This window comes from Ruegeria sp. BC6 (genome assembly GCF_056539185.1).
Genome location: NZ_JBQFUM010000002.1, coordinates 245150 through 263171 on the forward strand (window position 1 = coordinate 245150; position 18022 = coordinate 263171).

Annotated in this window: 18 protein-coding genes; 10 read left to right on the forward strand and 8 right to left on the reverse strand. The window is 61.9% G+C overall.

The window, feature by feature from the left end:
- Position 1 precedes the first annotated feature (1 nt).
- Positions 2-1744 (forward strand): peptidoglycan -binding protein, encoded by a 1743-nt coding sequence (locus ACR0MM_RS08645; RefSeq protein WP_480695637.1) that lies wholly within the window; start codon positions 2-4, stop codon positions 1742-1744.
- Positions 1745-1751: 7 nt separating this feature from the next.
- On the opposite strand, the gene ACR0MM_RS08650 is transcribed toward ACR0MM_RS08645, so the two are convergent.
- From ACR0MM_RS08650 to gloB, 3 genes are all read right to left on the reverse strand, one after another.
- Complete coding sequence (locus tag ACR0MM_RS08650; protein ID WP_480695639.1) at positions 1752-2642, reverse strand: YHYH protein; 891 nt, start codon at positions 2640-2642, stop codon at positions 1752-1754.
- 169 nt (positions 2643-2811) lie between these two features.
- Entirely contained in the window at positions 2812-5136 is a 2325-nt protein-coding gene (clpA, locus tag ACR0MM_RS08655; RefSeq protein WP_170369680.1) for an ATP-dependent Clp protease ATP-binding subunit ClpA, read from the reverse strand.
- 174 nt (positions 5137-5310) lie between these two features.
- Positions 5311-6078 (reverse strand): hydroxyacylglutathione hydrolase, encoded by a 768-nt coding sequence (gene gloB / locus ACR0MM_RS08660; RefSeq protein ID WP_480695641.1) that lies wholly within the window; start codon positions 6076-6078, stop codon positions 5311-5313.
- 61 nt (positions 6079-6139) lie between these two features.
- Here gloB and ACR0MM_RS08665 point away from each other — a divergent pair, with 61 nt between their 5' ends.
- The 7 genes from ACR0MM_RS08665 to ACR0MM_RS08695 all read left to right on the forward strand — a co-directional run bounded on the left by ACR0MM_RS08665 (position 6140) and on the right by ACR0MM_RS08695 (position 12509).
- A complete protein-coding gene (locus ACR0MM_RS08665) occupies positions 6140-6874 on the forward strand; it encodes a class I SAM-dependent methyltransferase (RefSeq protein WP_170339950.1) in 735 nt (244 codons plus the stop codon).
- A 312-nt stretch (positions 6875-7186) separates the two neighbouring features.
- Positions 7187-7747, forward strand: a complete 561-nt coding sequence (locus ACR0MM_RS08670; protein WP_480695643.1) for a F0F1 ATP synthase subunit delta — start codon at positions 7187-7189, stop codon at positions 7745-7747.
- Positions 7748-9286 (forward strand): F0F1 ATP synthase subunit alpha, encoded by a 1539-nt coding sequence (gene atpA / locus ACR0MM_RS08675; protein ID WP_170339951.1) that lies wholly within the window; start codon positions 7748-7750, stop codon positions 9284-9286.
- A 12-nt stretch (positions 9287-9298) separates the two neighbouring features.
- Positions 9299-10177 carry a F0F1 ATP synthase subunit gamma gene (locus ACR0MM_RS08680; protein ID WP_170357122.1) on the forward strand — a complete coding sequence of 293 codons (879 nt, stop codon included), beginning with the start codon at positions 9299-9301 and terminating at the stop codon, positions 10175-10177.
- Positions 10178-10195: 18 nt separating this feature from the next.
- Positions 10196-11620: a F0F1 ATP synthase subunit beta gene (atpD, locus tag ACR0MM_RS08685; protein ID WP_170357123.1), complete on the forward strand. Its 1425-nt coding sequence runs from the start codon at positions 10196-10198 to the stop codon at positions 11618-11620.
- A gap of 12 nt (positions 11621-11632) precedes the next feature.
- Positions 11633-12043 (forward strand): F0F1 ATP synthase subunit epsilon, encoded by a 411-nt coding sequence (locus tag ACR0MM_RS08690; protein WP_170365421.1) that lies wholly within the window; start codon positions 11633-11635, stop codon positions 12041-12043.
- Between the two features lie 115 nt (positions 12044-12158).
- Positions 12159-12509: an H-type lectin domain-containing protein gene (locus tag ACR0MM_RS08695; protein WP_093964638.1), complete on the forward strand. Its 351-nt coding sequence runs from the start codon at positions 12159-12161 to the stop codon at positions 12507-12509.
- A 32-nt stretch (positions 12510-12541) separates the two neighbouring features.
- Here the strand turns inward: ACR0MM_RS08695 and rpiB are convergent, their stop codons facing one another.
- On the reverse strand, positions 12542-12982 hold the full coding sequence (rpiB, locus tag ACR0MM_RS08700) for a ribose 5-phosphate isomerase B (protein WP_170340531.1): 441 nt from the start codon (positions 12980-12982) through the stop codon (positions 12542-12544).
- A gap of 21 nt (positions 12983-13003) precedes the next feature.
- A complete protein-coding gene (locus ACR0MM_RS08705) occupies positions 13004-14023 on the reverse strand; it encodes a ribose-phosphate pyrophosphokinase (protein ID WP_093964640.1) in 1020 nt (339 codons plus the stop codon).
- 107 nt (positions 14024-14130) lie between these two features.
- Between ACR0MM_RS08705 and ACR0MM_RS08710 the strand changes: the two genes are divergently transcribed.
- On the forward strand, positions 14131-14733 hold the full coding sequence (locus ACR0MM_RS08710; RefSeq protein ID WP_170524968.1) for a 2-hydroxychromene-2-carboxylate isomerase: 603 nt from the start codon (positions 14131-14133) through the stop codon (positions 14731-14733).
- Positions 14730-15542: an alpha/beta fold hydrolase gene (locus ACR0MM_RS08715; protein WP_170524971.1), complete on the forward strand. Its 813-nt coding sequence runs from the start codon at positions 14730-14732 to the stop codon at positions 15540-15542. Before ACR0MM_RS08710 ends, ACR0MM_RS08715 begins: the two co-directional genes overlap by 4 nt.
- Here the strand turns inward: ACR0MM_RS08715 and ACR0MM_RS08720 are convergent.
- The 3 genes from ACR0MM_RS08720 to ACR0MM_RS08730 are packed head-to-tail and all read right to left on the reverse strand — an operon-like array spanning position 15539 to position 17975.
- Positions 15539-16573, reverse strand: a complete 1035-nt coding sequence (locus ACR0MM_RS08720) for a threonine aldolase family protein (protein ID WP_480695646.1) — start codon at positions 16571-16573, stop codon at positions 15539-15541. The genes ACR0MM_RS08715 and ACR0MM_RS08720 overlap by 4 nt on opposite strands.
- Positions 16573-17046, reverse strand: a complete 474-nt coding sequence (locus ACR0MM_RS08725) for a YcgN family cysteine cluster protein (protein WP_170340543.1) — start codon at positions 17044-17046, stop codon at positions 16573-16575. The genes ACR0MM_RS08720 and ACR0MM_RS08725 overlap by 1 nt, the downstream gene beginning before the upstream one ends.
- On the reverse strand, positions 17043-17975 hold the full coding sequence (locus ACR0MM_RS08730; protein WP_170444581.1) for a bifunctional riboflavin kinase/FAD synthetase: 933 nt from the start codon (positions 17973-17975) through the stop codon (positions 17043-17045). Before ACR0MM_RS08730 ends, ACR0MM_RS08725 begins: the two co-directional genes overlap by 4 nt.
- Between the last annotated feature and the right edge of the window lie 47 nt (positions 17976-18022).

An 18022-nucleotide genomic window follows, 5' to 3' on the forward strand; every position in this document is an offset into this window, starting at 1 on the left:
CATGGCCCTGTCTCGTCGAACCGGTCAGCGTTTCCAGGGCTCGGTCTGGCCCGGCTTCGTTGATGCGATCACGGGGCTGCTTATGGTCATGACCTTTGTGCTGACCATTTTCATGGTCGTGCAGTTCGTGCTGCGCGAAACCATCTCCGGACAGGAAGACGAATTGACGGCCCTGTCGGACGAAGTGGCCGCCCTTGCGGATGCTTTGGGCTTGGAAGAGCGCGAGAACAGCCGCCTGCAGGCCCGGTTGGGGGCACTGAACACCACGCTGTCGCAGGCCGAAGAAGATCTGAGCCAGGCGCAGGCCTTGATCTCTTCTCTGACCTCGGAGCGTGACCAGCGCGCGGCCGAGTTGGAAGAGGCGCAGACTCGTATCACAGGGTTCGAAGCGCAAGTCGCCGCGCTTTTGGCTGATCAGGCGCGTGCGCAGGGCGATATTGCCGAATTGGAATCCCAACGCGAGCAACTGCTGTCCGAGCAGGAGGCATTGAACCTAGCCTTGGCCCAAACCCGTGCGGAGGTGGATGCCCAGGCCGAAGCAGCACGGCTGGCGGCTGCACGCCGCGAAGCGCTGGAGGCCTTGGTGGCCGACCTTGAGCAAGCGGACAGCGCGCGCGCGGCGCAGATCGCGGAATTGCAAAGCCAATTGTCCGAAGAGGAAGCCGCCCGCGTCGCCGAAGCTGCTGCCGCTGAGGCACTGCGCAACAGATTGCGGAATGCGGATGCCGAATTGACGGCCATGACCCTGGCACTGGAAGAGCAGCGCAAGAAGGCCGAGGAAACACTGACACTGTTGGCCGCCGCTCAGTCGGCCAAGGCTGAGCTTGAGCGGCAATTCGGTGAGTTGAATGACGAGGAGCTCAAGGCTCAGCTTGAAGCAGCCCTTGCGGCGCGAACCGAAGCCGAGGCTGAGGCCGAAAGCCAGCGGACGCTGGCCGAGCAGCGCGACGCCTTGCTTGCCGTTGCCCGGGAAACGATCGCCACCGAAAAGGCTCTGTCCGCAAAGGCGCAACGCCAGACGGCCCTGTTGAACCAGCAGATCGCCGCATTGCGCGGCCAATTGGGGTCGTTGCAGGCGCTGCTGGATGACTACAAAGACAGGAATGCCGAAGCCGAGGTGCAAATTCAGACCCTTGGGCAGGACCTGAACGCGGCCCTTGCACGGGCCGCTTCCGAAGAACGGCGCCGCCGCCTGCTGGAAGAGGCCGAACGTGTCCGTCTGGAGGCCGAGGCCGAGAAACTGGCCGGTCAGAATCAGGAACTTACGGCACAGGCCGAAGACCTGCAGAGGTACCGCTCCGAGTTCTTTGGTCGCCTGCGCGACGTACTTGGCAATCAGGAAGGCGTTCGGATCGAGGGCGACCGCTTCGTATTCTCGTCCGAGGTGCTGTTCCCACCCGGTTCGGCGGTTCTGTCCGAGGATGGCCGGCGCGAGGTCGCGAAAGTGGCGGGCATTCTGCGTGGGATTGCGGCGGACATTCCGCCCGAATTGAACTGGGTCATCCGGGTCGACGGTCACACGGACAATATCCCGCTGAACGGAACAGGACGGTATCGCGACAATTGGGAGCTCAGCCAGGGGCGGGCGCTGTCGGTCGTGCGCTACATGGTCGAACAGTTGGGGATTCCGCCGGAACGCCTGTCAGCAAACGGATTTGGCGAGTTTCAACCTGTCGATACGGCGGACACTCCGGAAGCGCGGGCAAAGAACCGTCGCATCGAATTGAAGCTGACCGAACGCTAAGCCAGTGTCAGCGCGGCCCGAAGCGGAAGCTGGGATCGGGTGTGCCCGCAAAACAGCGTGGAACAACCGGGTAGTCATCCGTCAGGAAATAGGCGTAGGTGCCCGAAGGAAACTCGGCCGAGACGGTCATGGCGCCATTGCATTCATCGAGCGTTCCAAGCCCCGCCACGAACTCGTAGTCTTCGTTGAACGTTCCATCATGTCGTCCGTCAGGGGCGGCGACGCCCGGGCGCTGGCCGGCCTTCAACCGGTAGGATGAGGTCATTTGCGTGACCTTGCCGCCCACCACACCGGTTCGGGTGTAAATCGGAAACCCGTCCGCCGCATAGCCGATCAACGGAGAGTGTTCTTTCGGTGACCAGCCCTGCATTTCGATCAGGCCGGTCGGAACCCCGTGGTAGTGGTATTTTCCGTTTGGTTGGACATGTGCGAAATTGGCATCGAGCCCAAGGGCGATCGCACCGCCCAAGGCATTGTAGGACCAGCCCGACCGGGGATCGCCGTGCCAGAATTCAGCGGCCAGTGGGTCAAAGACGACCCCAGTCAGAGTTACACCAAAGTTCCACCCCATGCGCAGAGGCGTCGGGGTTGCACTCGCCCTCGGAACGGCCGGCACGCTCAACTTGACCGGCTGCTCGGCGATATGATGCGGGTTGCCTTTGTTCGGAAAGCGACCGACCAGATGATTGGGGATGCCATTGCCGGTAATCGACAAGGCGCGGCCTTGTTCGGTGATCTCTGATCTGTTGACGCCTGGGTTGACGGTCGCCGGTTCCAGGTTCAACGGTTGGGCGCGGGTTTCGTCATGAAAGCGAAACCGATGCTGGGCAGAGGCGATTACGCCGACGACCGAGGCCGCGAAGGCGATGCTCCAAATGACGGCGATTTTTCTGGACACTGTGCTGCTCCACTCCAAAGGCTTTGGTTTGAAACGTGGCGCGCAGCGGTTTCCGTCGCTGGGAACTGTCTTTTTGGAGGATACTGGCAGGAGAGGGGGGCGGCCACTCACGAAATCGCCCGGCAGAACTGGCTGCCGGGCGACGAGACTTGTTTGATTGGACCTAGGTCTAATCCGCGGTCAGCAGCGGCGGCTTGTCGCCCGAGATCCGCGGATTGTCGGGGCCGACAATCTCGAGATCCAGATCGCCTTTCTTGACCGAGACCCGCACAACACCGCCCTTGGCCAGCTTTCCGAACAGCAGTTCTTCGGCCAACGGTTTCTTGATGTGCTCCTGGATGACCCGGCCCAGAGGCCGTGCGCCCATCTTGTCGTCATAACCCTTGTCGGCCAGCCACTCGGCAGCTTTCGGGGTCAGGTCGATGGTAACGCCACGATCCAGCAACTGCGCCTCAAGCTGCAGGACGAACTTCTCGACCACCTGCAGGATGACCTCTTTCGGCAGCGGGGCGAACGAGATCACCGCGTCCAGACGGTTGCGGAATTCAGGGGTGAACATCCGTTCGATTGCGGCGGTATCTTCACCCTCACGCCGGTCGCGGGCAAAGCCGATAGCGGCCTTGGCCTGTTCCTGCGCGCCCGCGTTCGAGGTCATGATCAACACCACGTTGCGGAAGTTCACCGTCCGGCCGTTGTGATCGGTCAGCTCGCCGTGGTCCATCACCTGCAGCAGGATGTTGAACACATCCGGGTGGGCCTTCTCGATCTCGTCCAGCAGCAGCACGCAATGCGGGTGCTGGTCGACGCCATCGGTCAGCAAACCGCCCTGATCAAACCCGACATAGCCCGGAGGCGCACCGATCAGACGGCTGACCGCGTGTTTCTCCATGTATTCCGACATGTCGAAGCGCAGCAGTTCCACGCCGAGCGTATCGGCCAGTTGCTTGGCGACCTCGGTTTTGCCGACACCGGTCGGGCCGGCGAACAGGTAGTTGCCGATCGGTTTTTCCGGCTCGCGCAGACCGGCCCGCGCCAGCTTGATGGCGCTGGACAGAGCTTCGATTGCCTGGTCCTGCCCGAACACCACCCGTTTCAACGAGTTCTCAAGGTCCTTCAGTACCTCGGCATCGTCCTTGGTGACGTTCTTCGGCGGAATGCGCGCGATCTTGGCCACCACGGCCTCGATCTCCTTGACGCCGATGGTTTTGCGCCGCTTGCTTTCCGCGACCAGATGCTGGGCCGCACCGGCCTCGTCGATCACGTCGATCGCCTTGTCAGGCAGTTTGCGGTCGTTGATGTAACGCGCAGACAGCTCGACCGCGGTCTTGATCGCGTCGGCGGTGTATTTGATGTCGTGATGCTCTTCGAAATAGGGCTTGAGACCACGTAGGATCTTTACGCTGTCCTCGACCGAAGGCTCGTTCACGTCGATCTTCTGGAACCGGCGCGACAGCGCGCGGTCCTTCTCGAAGTGCTGGCGGAACTCCTTGTAGGTGGTCGATCCCATGGTGCGCAGCTTGCCGCCCTGCAACGCAGGCTTCAGCAGGTTCGAGGCATCCATGGCGCCGCCCGACGTAGCGCCGGCACCGATCACGGTGTGAATCTCGTCGATGAACAGCACGGCGTCGGGGTGATCCTCAAGCTCGGTCACCACGGCCTTGAGCCGCTCTTCGAAGTCGCCGCGATAGCGCGTGCCGGCCAGCAATGCGCCCATGTCCAGCGAATAGATGGTGGTGTTGGCCAAAACCTCGGGCGCGTCGCCCTGGACGATCTTGTAGGCCAAGCCTTCGGCAATCGCCGTCTTGCCCACGCCCGGATCACCCACCAGCAGCGGGTTGTTCTTGCGGCGGCGGCACAGAACCTGGATGCACCGCTCGACCTCGTCGGCGCGACCGATCAACGGATCGACGTCGCCGGCGCGGGACTTGGCGTTCAGGTCCACGCAATACTTGCCCAACGCGCTTTCCTTCTGGTCGGCGTCACCGGAGGCGTTCTGCGCTTCCTCTTCACCCTGATCGGCGCCGGTCACCGGACGATTTTCACCAAACGCCGGGTCTTTGGCGACGCCGTGGGCGATAAAATTCACCGCGTCATACCGCGTCATGTCCTGCTCTTGCAGGAAGTATGCCGCGTTGCTTTCCCGTTCGGCAAAGATGGCCACCAGAACATTCGCCCCGGTCACCTCGGTCCGGCCCGAGCTTTGCACATGGATCGCGGCGCGCTGGATAACACGCTGGAACGCAGCTGTCGGTACGGCTTCGGACCCGTCGATGTCTGTTACCAGATTGGACAGATCCTCGTCGATGAACTCGACCAGAGAGCTGCGCAATTCGTCCAGATCCACGCTGCACGCCTTCATGACGCGCACCGCATCGGGTTCTTCCAGCAGCGCCAGCAGCAGATGCTCCAGCGTTGCGAATTCATGACGCCGTTCGTTTGCAGCCGCCAGGGCCGCGTGAATGGCTTGTTCCAGTGTGCTCGAGAATGAAGGCACGCGGGTGCTCCTCTGTATTGGGCCGGAAGGGGTTCGAGTATTGGCCGGATCCCCATCCCAACCATGACCTCATACTATTAGAGTTTGGTTGATCATGGCGCGGCTTCAAGGGTTTTCTTTCACTTGACAGTCACATTTAACGTGACCGTGGCCGTGGAGAAGACCAATTAGGCATCAGAAGCGGTCTTTTCTACCCCGGATCTCGGCAAAAACGGCGACCGGGTCCGCACCCACCATTCCAAGCTGTGCCTGAATCTTGGGATCAGTGGCGCGCAGGAACGGATTGGTCGCCTTTTCCACGCCCAGACTTGACGGCACGGTCGCGCGACCCTTTGCCCGTGCCTGATCGATCTCATGCACCCGTTGCTGCAGCGCTGTGTTGTCAGGATCAATGGTTACCGCAAATCGTGCGTTTGACTGGGTGTATTCGTGACCCGAGCAGACCGACGTCTCGTCGGGCAAAGCAGCGAGTTTCGAAAGCGAGGTCCACATTTGCGCTGCGTCTCCTTCGAACAAGCGCCCGCATCCCAGCGCCATCAGGCTGTCGGCCGTGAATACCACCGCGCTTTGGGGCATGTAATAGGCCACATGTCCCACCGTGTGCCCCGAGACATCCAGAACCTCGACGGGTTCGCCCCCAATCTCGAACCGGTCTCCGTCAGCCACCTGTTTGTCGAGGGGAGGAAGCCGGTGAGCGTCGGCCGCCGCACCAATCACCTGTGCTGGGTGCTGCTCGAGGATGCCCGGCAAGCCGTCGACGTGATCCCAGTGGTGATGGGTCAGAAGGACATGGCTCAGGCGCCAGCCGCGTGCGGTCAATTCGGCCAGAATGGGTCCGGCCTCCGGAGCGTCGACCAGGGCTGTCTGTCCGCTTGCATGGTCATGTGCCAGAAAAGCATAGTTGTCGCTGAGACAGGGGATGGTGACGATCTCAAGAGGCATGGCCTTTTGCCCTTTCGTTGCTAGACTGCGCTCAGCTAAGCCGATCGACCGGGTATCTGCAATGCATCTTGATGTGCAGGATCTTAGGAACTTCTACTACCGCAGCACGCTGGGGCGTGCGGCGCAGGCTGCCATTCGTGGCCGGCTGATCGAGCTTTGGCCCGAGGCCAAGGGCCAGACGGTGGCCGGATTCGGATTTGCGGTGCCTCTGTTACGCCCTTATCTTGCGGACGCGCGGCGTGTCATCGGCCTGATGCCCGGACCGCAAGGGGTGATGCCTTGGCCCGCTGGTATGCAGAACGTGTCGGTGCTGACCGAGGAAACTCGCTGGCCGATCGAAACCGGTCATGTGGACAAGCTGGTGGTCATGCACGGGCTCGAGACCTCGGAAAGGCCTAGTCAACTTCTTGAAGAATGCTGGCGTGTTCTGGGGCCCGGTGGTCGAGCGGTGTTTGTCGTTCCCAATCGGGCCGGGCTTTGGTCCCGAACCGACCGAACGCCCTTCGGCTACGGTCATCCGTATTCGGCAACCCAGCTTGAGAACCAGCTGCGCGCACATCATTTCGTGCCCGAGATGCACTGTTCCGCGCTTTACCTGCCGCCCTCGTTCCGGCGGTTCTGGCTGCGCTCGGGTGGGCTGATCGAAAAGACAGGGCAACGGATCCCGACCATCATGGCCGGTGGTGTTCTGATGGTCGAAGCCAGCAAGCTTGTGCGGCCACCAAGCGGCAGCGTGACCAAGGATGCCGAAAAACGCCCCATCAAAGCGCTGGACGGATTGCTGAAGCCGGCGTGAACCGGCGCGCATCCACAAGCGCGGGATTCCCGGAAACATGAGGGAAAAAGGCCACAGGAATCGCAAAAACAGGCAACTTGGTAACATTTTTCACGCCGGCGAATGGGTTCAAACCGTCGCAGTTTCCGTAACCAATTGAAAAGAAAGATTTTGTGGATAAAGCTGAGCCCGGCATAACATATTGCTAGGTGGCTTAGGCTCTGCTACATCCCCGGTGATTTTGATCCCCGCCCTTTCAGGACGGGGTTTCCTCACGCCCCCGGTTCAGCTGCCGCACGCGAAATCGGGGCCCAAAATATCGGAAGGGTGGACGTGTCCGAACCAGCTTCGATTTCGACGGGCATAGCCAAACGCTATGCAACGGCGATCTTCGAGATCGCAAAAGAGAACAAGGACCTTGCAGGTCTGGAAACCGGCATCAATGACCTTTCGGCTGCATTGGGTGAAAGCGCGGACCTGCGCGAGGTGATCTCTTCGCCGCTGATCTCTCGGGCCGACCAGCAGGCGGCCATCACCGCCGTGGCCGACAAGATGGGCCTGCACCCGATCATGCGCAACACGCTGGCTCTGATGGCGCAGAAGCGCCGTCTGTTCGTGCTGCCACAGCTGATCAAGGTTCTGCGCGAAATGCTGGCCGACGAGCGCGGCGAAGTGACTGCCGAAGTTGCCTCGGCCAAGGCGCTGACCAAGACCCAGCTGGAAAAACTGTCCAAGACACTGTCCGAGCGCGTGGGCAAGGACGTGACCATCAATGCGACCGTCGATGAAAGCCTCATCGGTGGTCTTGTCGTCAAAGTGGGCTCGCAGATGATCGACAGTTCGATCCGCTCCAAGCTCAACTCCCTACAGAATGCAATGAAAGAGGTCGGATAAATGGGTATCCAAGCCGCAGAGATTTCTGCAATCCTGAAAGACCAGATCAAGAATTTTGGTCAAGAAGCAGAGGTGGCCGAAATCGGCCGCGTGCTGAGCGTCGGTGACGGTATTGCCCGTGTTTACGGCCTGGACAATGTGCAGGCGGGTGAGATGGTCGAGTTCCCCGGCGGCATCATGGGCATGGCGCTGAACCTCGAAGCCGACAACGTCGGTGTCGTGATCTTCGGCTCGGACCGTGACATCAAGGAAGGTGACACTGTCAAGCGCACCAACTCGATCGTGGACGTTCCGGTTGGTGACGAACTGTTGGGCCGCGTTGTTGACGGTCTGGGCAACCCGCTGGACGGCAAAGGCCCGATCAATGCCAAGCAGCGCGGCGTCGCAGACGTCAAGGCGCCGGGCATCATCCCGCGTAAGTCGGTGCATGAGCCGATGGCGACCGGCCTGAAGTCGGTTGACGCGATGATCCCGATCGGCCGTGGCCAGCGTGAGCTGATCATCGGCGACCGTCAGACCGGCAAGACCGCTGTGGCTCTGGACACCATCCTGAACCAGAAGGTCTACAACGAAGCCGCTGGCGACGATGAATCGAAGAAGCTGTACTGCGTCTACGTGGCCATCGGCCAGAAGCGTTCGACCGTTGCTCAGCTGGTGAAGAAACTGGAAGAATCCGGCGCCATCGAATACTCGATCGTCGTGGCCGCAACCGCGTCCGACCCGGCGCCGATGCAGTTCCTGGCACCTTATGCCGCAACCGCGATGGCTGAATACTTCCGTGACAACGGCCGCCACGCTCTGATCATCTATGATGACCTTTCCAAGCAGGCCGTCGCCTATCGTCAGATGTCGCTGCTGCTGCGCCGTCCGCCGGGCCGCGAAGCCTATCCGGGTGACGTTTTCTACCTGCACTCGCGCCTGCTGGAGCGTTCGGCCAAGCTGAACGAAGACTTCGGCGCCGGTTCGCTGACCGCTCTGCCGGTCATTGAAACCCAGGGCGGCGACGTGTCGGCCTTTATTCCGACCAACGTGATCTCGATCACCGACGGCCAGATCTTCCTGGAAACCGAGCTGTTCTATCAGGGCATCCGCCCCGCCGTGAACACCGGTCTGTCGGTTTCGCGCGTGGGTTCGTCGGCTCAGACCAACGCGATGAAGTCGGTTGCTGGTCCGGTGAAACTGGAACTGGCCCAGTACCGCGAAATGGCTGCATTTGCGCAGTTCGGTTCTGACCTCGACGCCGCAACCCAGCAGCTGCTGAACCGCGGTGCGCGTCTGACCGAGCTGATGAAGCAGCCGCAGTACTCGCCGCTGACCAACGCGGAAATCGTGTGCGTGATCTTCGCCGGCACCAACGGCTATCTCGACAAGATCGACGTTTCGGACGTTGGCCGCTATGAGGCTGGTCTGCTGGCGCATCTGCGCGGTAAGCATGCCGATCTGCTGCAGTGGATCACCGACGAAGATCCCAAGATCAAGGGCGAGGCTGCCGACAAGATCAAGGCTGCGCTGGACGAATACGCCGCAACCTTCGCTTAAGGAGACGCGGCGATGCCAAGTCTAAAGGACCTTAAAAACAGGATCGAGTCGGTCAAATCGACCCGCAAGATCACCAAGGCCATGCAGATGGTCGCGGCTGCAAAACTGCGCCGCGCCCAGGAATCTGCCGAAGCCTCGCGCCCCTATGCCGAGCGGTTCAATGCCGTGATGGCGGGGCTGGCGGCGTCGGTCGGGGGCAGCGATAGCGCCCCCAAGCTGCTCCGTGGTACGGGCAGTGATGATGTCCATCTGCTGGTCGTGATGACAGCTGAACGCGGCCTGTGTGGCGGCTTCAACTCGAACATCGCCAAGCTGGCCCGCCAGAAGGCGGAAGAGCTGCGCCTCAAAGGCAAGACGGTCAAGGTTCTGACCGTCGGCAAGAAAGGCCGCGACGCGCTCAAGCGTGATCTGGGCGATCTGTTCGTCGGTCATGTCGACCTGAGCGAAGTAAAACGCATTGGTTACACCAACGCGCAGGACATCGCGAAGGACATCCTGTCCCGCTTTGACGGGGGTGAGTTCGATGTTGCCACGATCTTCTACTCGAAGTTCGTCAACGTTGTGACCCAGATTCCGACGGCACAGCAGGTAATCCCCGCCTCGTTCGAAGACGAAGCGACGGGTGACGACAGCGGTGCCATCTTCGACTACGAGCCCAGCGAAGAGGCCATCCTGGCCGACCTGCTGCCCAAGGGGGTCGCGACAGCGATCTTCTCGGCTCTGCTCGAAAACGGTGCGTCTGAACAGGGTGCACGGATGTCCGCGATGGACAACGCGACACGCAATGCGGGCGAGATGATCGACAAGCTGACGATCCAGTTCAACCGCTCGCGTCAGGCCGTGATCACCAACGAGCTGATTGAAATTATTTCCGGCGCCGAAGCGCTGTAAGAAAACCGGAGACGAAACATGGCGAATGCAAAAGGCAAAGTCACACAGATCATCGGGGCCGTCGTCGACGTGCACTTCGAAGATCAGCTGCCTGAAATTCTGAACGCGCTGGAAACTACCAACAATGGCAAGCGCCTGGTGTTGGAAGTTGCTCAGCACCTGGGTGAAAACACCGTCCGTACCATCGCGATGGACGCGACCGAAGGTCTGGTCCGCGGCGAAGCCGTGACTGACACCGGCGCACCGATCTCGGTTCCGGTTGGCAACGCCACCCTGGGCCGCATCCTGAACGTGGTCGGTGAACCGATCGACGAAAAAGGTCCGGTTGAAGCGTCTGAGGCCCGCGCGATCCACCAGCCCGCGCCGACCTTCGACGAACAATCGACCGAGTCGGAAGTTCTGGTCACCGGCATCAAGGTTGTCGACCTGCTGGCCCCCTACGCCAAAGGCGGTAAGATCGGCCTGTTCGGCGGCGCCGGCGTTGGTAAAACCGTTCTGATCATGGAACTGATCAACAACATCGCAAAAGTGCACTCGGGTTTCTCGGTGTTCGCGGGTGTTGGTGAACGGACCCGTGAAGGGAACGACCTGTACCACGAGATGATCGAATCGAACGTCATCAAGCCCGACAACCTGTCGGAAAGCCAGGTGGCCCTGGTCTACGGTCAGATGAACGAACCTCCGGGGGCGCGTGCCCGTGTTGCTCTGACCGGCCTGACCCTGGCCGAGCAGTTCCGCGACCAGTCCGGTACCGACGTTCTGTTCTTCGTCGACAACATCTTCCGCTTCACGCAGGCGGGTTCCGAGGTGTCGGCTCTGCTGGGTCGTATTCCTTCGGCGGTGGGCTACCAGCCGACGCTGGCCACCGACATGGGCGCCCTGCAGGAACGCATCACCTCGACCAAGAAGGGCTCGATCACCTCGGTGCAGGCGATCTACGTGCCTGCGGACGACCTGACCGACCCCGCGCCGGCAACCTCGTTCGCCCACCTGGACGCAACCACCGTTCTGAACCGTGCGATTTCGGAAAAGGGTATCTACCCGGCCGTGGACCCGCTCGACTCGACCTCGCGTCTGCTTGACCCCGCCATCGTCGGCGAGCGTCACTACAAGGTTGCGACCGACGTTCAGCAGATCCTCCAGCGCTACAAGTCGCTGCAGGACATCATCGCCATCCTCGGCATGGACGAACTGTCGGAAGAGGACAAGTTGACCGTGGCCCGCGCCCGCAAGATCGAGCGCTTCCTGTCGCAGCCGTTCGACGTGGCCGAAGTCTTCACCGGTTCGCCGGGTGTGCAGGTTCCGCTGGAAGTCACCATCGACTCGTTCGAGCGTGTCGTGGCCGGCGAATTCGACCATCTGCCCGAAGCGGCCTTCCTGATGGTTGGTGGCATCGACGAAGTGATCGCCAAAGCCGAGAAGATGGCCGCAGCTGCTGCCTAAGGAGTATCCCCGATGGCAAACACGATGCAATTCGACCTCGTCAGCCCGGAGCGGAGCCTTGCTTCGCTTCAGGCCAGCGCGGTCCAGATTCCCGGTGCGGACGGGGACATGACGGCGATGCCCGATCATGCCCCCACCATTACCACGCTGCGTCCGGGCATCCTGAAGGTCGAAGCGCCCGAAGGGACCAGCGAATACCTGGTCACCGGCGGGTTTGCCCAGATCAACGGCGATGCTCTGTCGGTGCTGGCCGAAAAGGCCATCCCGGTTGACGAAGTGACCCGCACGCATCTGGACGAGCTGATTGCCGAGGCTCGCGCCTCGCACGAGGCGGCGAAGGAAAACGGCGAACAGACCATTGTCGACGAGGCAGCCAAGCTGCTGGCCGACATGGAAGCGCTGGGAACGCATATGAGCCTGTAACGGCTGATGCACCGTCAGAATTGGAAACGGCCCTGCTGCTGCGGGGCCGTTTTTTTGTCGTGATTTCGCCGAAAGGTCAGGATAAGTTGCGGAAATTCATAGGAATTGATGCGCAATGAAGAAATTCTTGACCCACCCCATCGGAATTGACCGAGGTGAAGAGGTTCTGTTCTCGGAATTCGCAGATGGCGGAGACATGTGGACGGGCGAGGGGCCGCGGGAACGACGCCGGCCCGTCACCTTCAGCCAACCCTTCCGCACCCCGCCCGTCGTGCAGATTGGAGTGTCCTTGTGGGATGTCGATACCTCATCGGCCTTGCGCGCCGAGCTGCTGTCCGAGAATGTTACAACCACGGGCTTTGATGCGGTGTTCCGGACGTGGTCGGACACCCGTATCGCCCGGATCCGCGTGGCATGGACCGCGATCGGGGAAGTTGCGCACGAGGACGACTGGGACATCTCCTGACCCGCCGTTCCCAGCGGGCCATCCGCAATGATTTAGGGTTCGATCATTGCCACGCGTTTCGCGTGCCGGCCGCCTTCGAATTCGGTGCTCAGAAAGGCATCGACAATATCCAGCGCCAATCCAGTGCCAACAACACGCGCGCCGATCGACAGCATGTTGGCGTCATTGTGCTGGCGGATCATGCGAGCAGAGAACGTATCCGAACAGACGCCGCAGCGGATGCCGGGAACCTTGTTTGCAGCCATCATGATACCTTGCCCCGTGCCGCATAGGACAATGCCCAATTGGCACTCGCCCGAGACGACGGCCTCGGCGGCGGCTTTGCCGTGCTTGGGGTAATCGGTGCTTTCGGGGCTGTCAGGGCCGAGATCCAGAACGTCCCAGCCTTGTGCCGCTGCAAAAGCGGCAACTTCCTTGCGCAGGTCGATGGCAGCGTGATCGCTGGAAAGAACCAGACGTTTGTTGGCGGTCATGGGAATGGCTTTCCGGTTTCTTCAGTCTGTGTGGTACAGGGATTCGTAGATCGGGATCAGGGTCTTGTCTTCGAACAGCGACGACACTGATGTGCCCTGCCAGATGTTCAGAATGGCCTGTGTGAAGATCGGGGCCGTCGGCACCGTGCGGATATTCTTGGCCTTCTTGATGTCTTCGGTCGGCATGATCGTGTCGGTCAAAACAAGCGATTTCATCACCGAGTTCGAGACGCGTTCAACAGCCGGGCCGCTCATGACGCCATGGGTGATGTACGAGTGAACCTCGCGTGCGCCGTTGTCTATCAGCACCTGCGCCGCCTTGCATAGCGTACCGGCCGTGTCGCATATGTCGTCGACGATCAGGCAGATCTTGTCCTTCACGTCGCCGATCACGGTCATCTCGGCCACTTCCCCGGCTTTTTCACGCCGTTTGTCGACGATCGACAGAGGAGCGCTGATCCGCTTGGCCAGCTCGCGGGCACGAGCCACACCGCCGACGTCGGGCGAAACCACCATCAGGTCGTCCATCTGGTCGCGGAACTGGTCCTTCACGTCCAGCGCAAAGATCGGAGAGGCATACAGGTTGTCGACCGGCATGTCGAAAAACCCTTGGATCTGTGCCGCATGCAGGTCCATCGTCAGGATGCGTTCGATCCCGGCACCGGTCAGCATGTTGGCCACCAGCTTGGCGCTGATCGGGGTGCGCGCCTTGGTGCGGCGATCCTGGCGGGCATATCCGAAATAGGGGATAACCGCGGTGATCCGCGCCGCCGACGATCGGCGCAGCGCATCGGCGATGATCAGTAGCTCCATCAGGTTGTCATTGGCCGGGTTCGAGGTCGGCTGGATGATGAACATGTCCTCGCCCCGGACGTTCTCGAAAACCTCGACAAAGATCTCGCCATCGTTGAACCGTTCGACACGCGCATCGACCAGACGCTGGTTGACGCCGCGGTGCAGGCTCATGCGGCGCGCGATGGTTTCGGCAAGCGGAAGGTTTGCGTTCCCAGCAATAAGCTTGGGTTCGTGATGTGTCGGCATCGGCTGAGGTCCCCGGGCAGCAGTGGCAATGTGACAGATTCGTGATGTTGACACCGCTTAGCATGGCCTTACGGTTCCGCAAAGGTAACTGGGTGGAGAAAGTGCACATGGCCGACATTGACTACTTTTTTGCGACACTGTCGCCCTATTCCTATCTCGCCGGGCTACGGCTGGAGGAGATCGCGGCCAAGCACGGCGCCACCATCGCCTACAAGCCGGTCGACATCATTGCGCTGTTTGGGCGCACCGGCGGCGTGCCCCCCAAAGACCGCCACCCGTCGCGCATCGAATACCGGGCGCAGGAACTGGTGCGTCAGGCCAAGAAGACGGGCCTGCCGTTCAACCTGCAACCTGCACATTGGCCGACCAACGCAGCGCCGTCCTCATACGCCATCGTCGCGGCCATTCAGGATGGGTCGGGTGATGTGGGAAAACTGTGCCATTCCTTCCTGCGCGCCTGCTGGGCCGAGGACAAGGACATCGCGCAGGACGACGTGATCCGCGACTGTCTGGCCGGCGCGGGCTTTGATCCGGCGCTGGCCGACAGCGGACTGCTGGTCGGGGCCGAGACCTATGCGGCCAACCTCGAAGAGGCGGTGGACCGCGGCGTGTTCGGCGCGCCTTTCTACATCACGCAAGACGACCAAAGGTTCTGGGGGCAGGACCGGCTTGTGGATCTGGACGAGCATCTGGCGACGCTCAAAGCATGACCGTGGCCAAGGCCGTGCTGCCGCCCGTACACGTTCGCATTCTTGGGGCGGGTGCCCGCAAGGTGCTGGCGCTGCATTGCACGATTGCGCATTGTGGTGCGTGGTCCGGTTTGGCGGCCGCTTTGGACGACCAGGCGACACTGACTGCACCCGACATGCTGTCGCACGGACGCAGCCCGGATTGGGACGGGCAGGGAGATTTTTTTGACCTCACCACCGCTCTGTCTCGGGCGCAGTTGAGTGAACCGATGGACGTGATCGGGCATAGTTTCGGTGCGATGGTCGCCCTGCGGCTGGCCATCGAATACCCGGACCTTGTGCACAGCGCCGTTCTAATCGAGCCGGTGTTCTTTGCGGTCGCCCACCAGGACGCGCCAGCGCTTGCGGCGCAGCACGCGGCCGAGTCCCAGCCCTACAAGGCTGCCCTAGCCGAAGGTGACGCGCCTCGGGCTGCCCGTCTGTTTAACCGCATGTGGGGCACGACCGACCGCAGCCCGCGCTGGCCGGACTTGCCCGAGCGAGCCCGAAATGCGATGATCCGGGGCGTCGGAGTGGTCGGCGCGGTCGAGGGGCCGCTGTTCCGCGACACCACCGGCCTGCTGGCCCCGACGGCCATGGCGCGGGCGGACATGCCGATCCTGCTGCTGCATGGATCGGCCTCGCACCCGATCATGGCGGCGGTAAATGCCGGGCTGCGCGCCCGCTTGCCCAATGCGCGGCAGGGCTTTGTCGAGGGGGCAGGGCACATGCTGCCCATCTCGCACCCGGATGAGACGGCCGCGCAGATCGACGCATTCTGGCGCGCCTAGAGCAGCGCCAGGAACCGGTCGATTTCTTCGGTCGGTGTCGACCAGTCGCAGACGAACCGGCATGCCAGCATCTCGTCCTCGTCCGGGCCGTCCAGTGGGTCGCCCCACAGGTGATAGACGGCACCGGCCGCGTGCAGCCGCTTGTGCAGGCTGCGGGGAAAGCTGGCAAAGATGATGTTGGCTTGGGGTTCATGCAGGAACTGCGCACCCGCAGCCCGCAGCCCATCGGCCAAACGCGCGCAATTGGCGTTGGCCTGACGGGCCGAGCGCAGCCACAGATCATCGCGCAGATAGGCCGCCATCTGGGCCGACAGATACCGGTGCTTGGAAAACAGATGCGCCCCGCGCTTGCGGCGCAACTCGAACTCCCAGGCCTTGCTTTCGTCGAAGAAGATCACCGCTTCGACCCCCATCAGCCCGTTCTTGGTGCCGCCGAAACTGACCGCATCCACGCCCGCCTTCCACGTCATCTCGGCCGGGGAACAATTCAGCGCCACCAGCGCATTGGTGAACCGCGCGCCATCCATGTGGACGGGCAGGCCGAACTCCTTGGCGACCCCGCACAGGGCCCGCAGTTCGGTCAGCGAATAGACCGAGCCCCGCTCGGTCACCTGCGTGATCGACACCGGACCGCGTTGGGGCCCATGCACGCCGCGGGTCTCTTCGGCGGCGATGGTGCGGCGCAGTGCATCCGGCTGCATCTTGTCGCCGCCCGGAACCAGCGTCAGCTTGGCGCCGGTGTAGAATTCGGGCGCGTTGCACTCGTCCTCATGAATATGCGCGACGGGCGAGCAGAATACGGTCTCCCACGGCTGCGACAGGGTCGCCAGAGTCAGCGAGTTTGCCGCCGTTCCGGTCGCCACCAGATAGACCGCCGCCCCGGGCGCCTCGAAGATGCCCCGGATCCGGTCGCGCACTTCGTTCATCAGGTCATCGGCGCCATAGGCCATCTGATAGCCCTGATTGGCCTCGGCCAGAGCGGTCAGGACCTCGGGGTGGACGGGCCCGGAATTGTCAGAGGCGAAATGCATCAGGTTGGCTCCTCGATAATGTAGTCTTCCCACTCTTCCTCGGGCGTCTCGAATTCGGACACGGTAAGCCCTTGAACCGAAACGCCGGCGGCGTGGACGCTGTCGGGCGACCCTGACAGCAACGGGTGCCAATCGTAAAGGGGCTTGCCCTCCCACAACAGGCGGTAGGCGCAGGTCTGAGGCAACCAGTAGGCGTGTTCGTGAATGTTGTCCGGGCGCATGACGATGCATTCCGGTACGAACTGGTGGCGGATGTCATACTGGGTGCATCGGCACGTCGCGTCATCCAGCAGCCGGCAGGCGACACGGGTCAGGGCAACCTCGCCACTGTCCTCGTCTTCAAGCTTGTTCAGACAGCATTTGCCGCAGCCGTCGCACAGGGCTTCCCATTCGCGCGGGTTCATTTTCTGCAAGGGCTTGCGCTCCCAGAAACGCGGGGCCAGCCCGGCGCGGTCGATCGGATCCTTGCTCATGTCGCGGCCAGGATCTTGCGCGCGCGATCGCAGTCTTCGGTCATCTGGGCGATCAGAGCATCGAGGCCGTCAAAGGTCATCTCGGGGCGCAGGAATTCGACCAGACCCACCGAGAGGGTCGCCCCATAAAGATCGCCGGAGAAGTCGAACAGGAAGGTTTCGATATTCGGCACCTCGCCATGGAACATCGGCCGCACCCCGACCGAGGCCGCACCGTGATAGCTGCCGGCATGTGGGCCATCCAGCACGTCGACCAGAACCGCGTAGACGCCGAATTTTGGGGGGTGGATTCCTTCGATCGACATATTGGCCGTGGGAAAGCCCAATTCGCGGCCGCGCTGTTCGCCGCCGATAACCTCGCCTTCGATCCGGTGCCAGTGGCCCAGCATGGCCGCCGCGTCCCGCGGGCGGCCGTCGCTCAGGGCTTGCCGGATCGCGGTGGACGAGACCACGTGATCGGACTGCTGCATCAATGGGGCGATGGTGACACCGAACCCCATCTGCTGGCCGAACTGAACCATGTCCTGCGCCGTGCCGCTGCGGCCTTTGCCGAAACAGAAATCGGCCCCGATCACCACATGGGCCAGACCCAAGCCTTGGCAGATCACGTTGCGGGCGAATTCCTCGGGCGTCAGCCCGGCGAGCGCGGCGTTGAACGGCAGTTCGTAGAGTTTCTGTACGCCCAACTTCTCCAGCCGGTGCGCGCGCGCATTGCCCCGCATCAGGCGAAAGGGCGGGGCATCCGGGGCAAAATACTCGCGCGGGTGCGGCTCGAACGACAGAACGCCCAAGGGTGCTTCCGGGCATGCCTTCCGGGCAAGATCGATCACCGACTGGTGGCCAATATGAACGCCGTCGAAATTCCCGATCGCAACGCTGGCGCCGCGGTCTTCTGGGTCTACAAACTGGAAATCCCGGATGATCTGCATGGGGCTTGCCTAGCGGGACTGTCCGCCGGGTTCAAGCGGCAGTTCCA

What these genes read in the sequence shown, in the direction of transcription:
- ACR0MM_RS08645 (WP_480695637.1), top strand. Translation starts at nt 2, where the DNA reads ATGGCCCTGTCTCGTCGAACCGGTCAGCGTTTCCAGGGCTCGGTCTGG.
- gloB (WP_480695641.1), bottom strand. Translation starts at nt 6,078, where the DNA reads ATGCCTCTTGAGATCGTCACCATCCCCTGTCTCAGCGACAACTATGCT.
- ACR0MM_RS08665 (WP_170339950.1), top strand. Translation starts at nt 6,140, where the DNA reads ATGCATCTTGATGTGCAGGATCTTAGGAACTTCTACTACCGCAGCACG.
- atpA (WP_170339951.1), top strand. Translation starts at nt 7,748, where the DNA reads ATGGGTATCCAAGCCGCAGAGATTTCTGCAATCCTGAAAGACCAGATC.
- ACR0MM_RS08680 (WP_170357122.1), top strand. Translation starts at nt 9,299, where the DNA reads ATGCCAAGTCTAAAGGACCTTAAAAACAGGATCGAGTCGGTCAAATCG.
- atpD (WP_170357123.1), top strand. Translation starts at nt 10,196, where the DNA reads ATGGCGAATGCAAAAGGCAAAGTCACACAGATCATCGGGGCCGTCGTC.
- ACR0MM_RS08690 (WP_170365421.1), top strand. Translation starts at nt 11,633, where the DNA reads ATGGCAAACACGATGCAATTCGACCTCGTCAGCCCGGAGCGGAGCCTT.
- ACR0MM_RS08695 (WP_093964638.1), top strand. Translation starts at nt 12,159, where the DNA reads ATGAAGAAATTCTTGACCCACCCCATCGGAATTGACCGAGGTGAAGAG.
- rpiB (WP_170340531.1), bottom strand. Translation starts at nt 12,982, where the DNA reads ATGACCGCCAACAAACGTCTGGTTCTTTCCAGCGATCACGCTGCCATC.
- ACR0MM_RS08705 (WP_093964640.1), bottom strand. Translation starts at nt 14,023, where the DNA reads ATGCCGACACATCACGAACCCAAGCTTATTGCTGGGAACGCAAACCTT.
- ACR0MM_RS08710 (WP_170524968.1), top strand. Translation starts at nt 14,131, where the DNA reads ATGGCCGACATTGACTACTTTTTTGCGACACTGTCGCCCTATTCCTAT.
- ACR0MM_RS08715 (WP_170524971.1), top strand. Translation starts at nt 14,730, where the DNA reads ATGACCGTGGCCAAGGCCGTGCTGCCGCCCGTACACGTTCGCATTCTT.
- ACR0MM_RS08720 (WP_480695646.1), bottom strand. Translation starts at nt 16,573, where the DNA reads ATGCATTTCGCCTCTGACAATTCCGGGCCCGTCCACCCCGAGGTCCTG.
- ACR0MM_RS08725 (WP_170340543.1), bottom strand. Translation starts at nt 17,046, where the DNA reads ATGAGCAAGGATCCGATCGACCGCGCCGGGCTGGCCCCGCGTTTCTGG.
- ACR0MM_RS08730 (WP_170444581.1), bottom strand. Translation starts at nt 17,975, where the DNA reads ATGCAGATCATCCGGGATTTCCAGTTTGTAGACCCAGAAGACCGCGGC.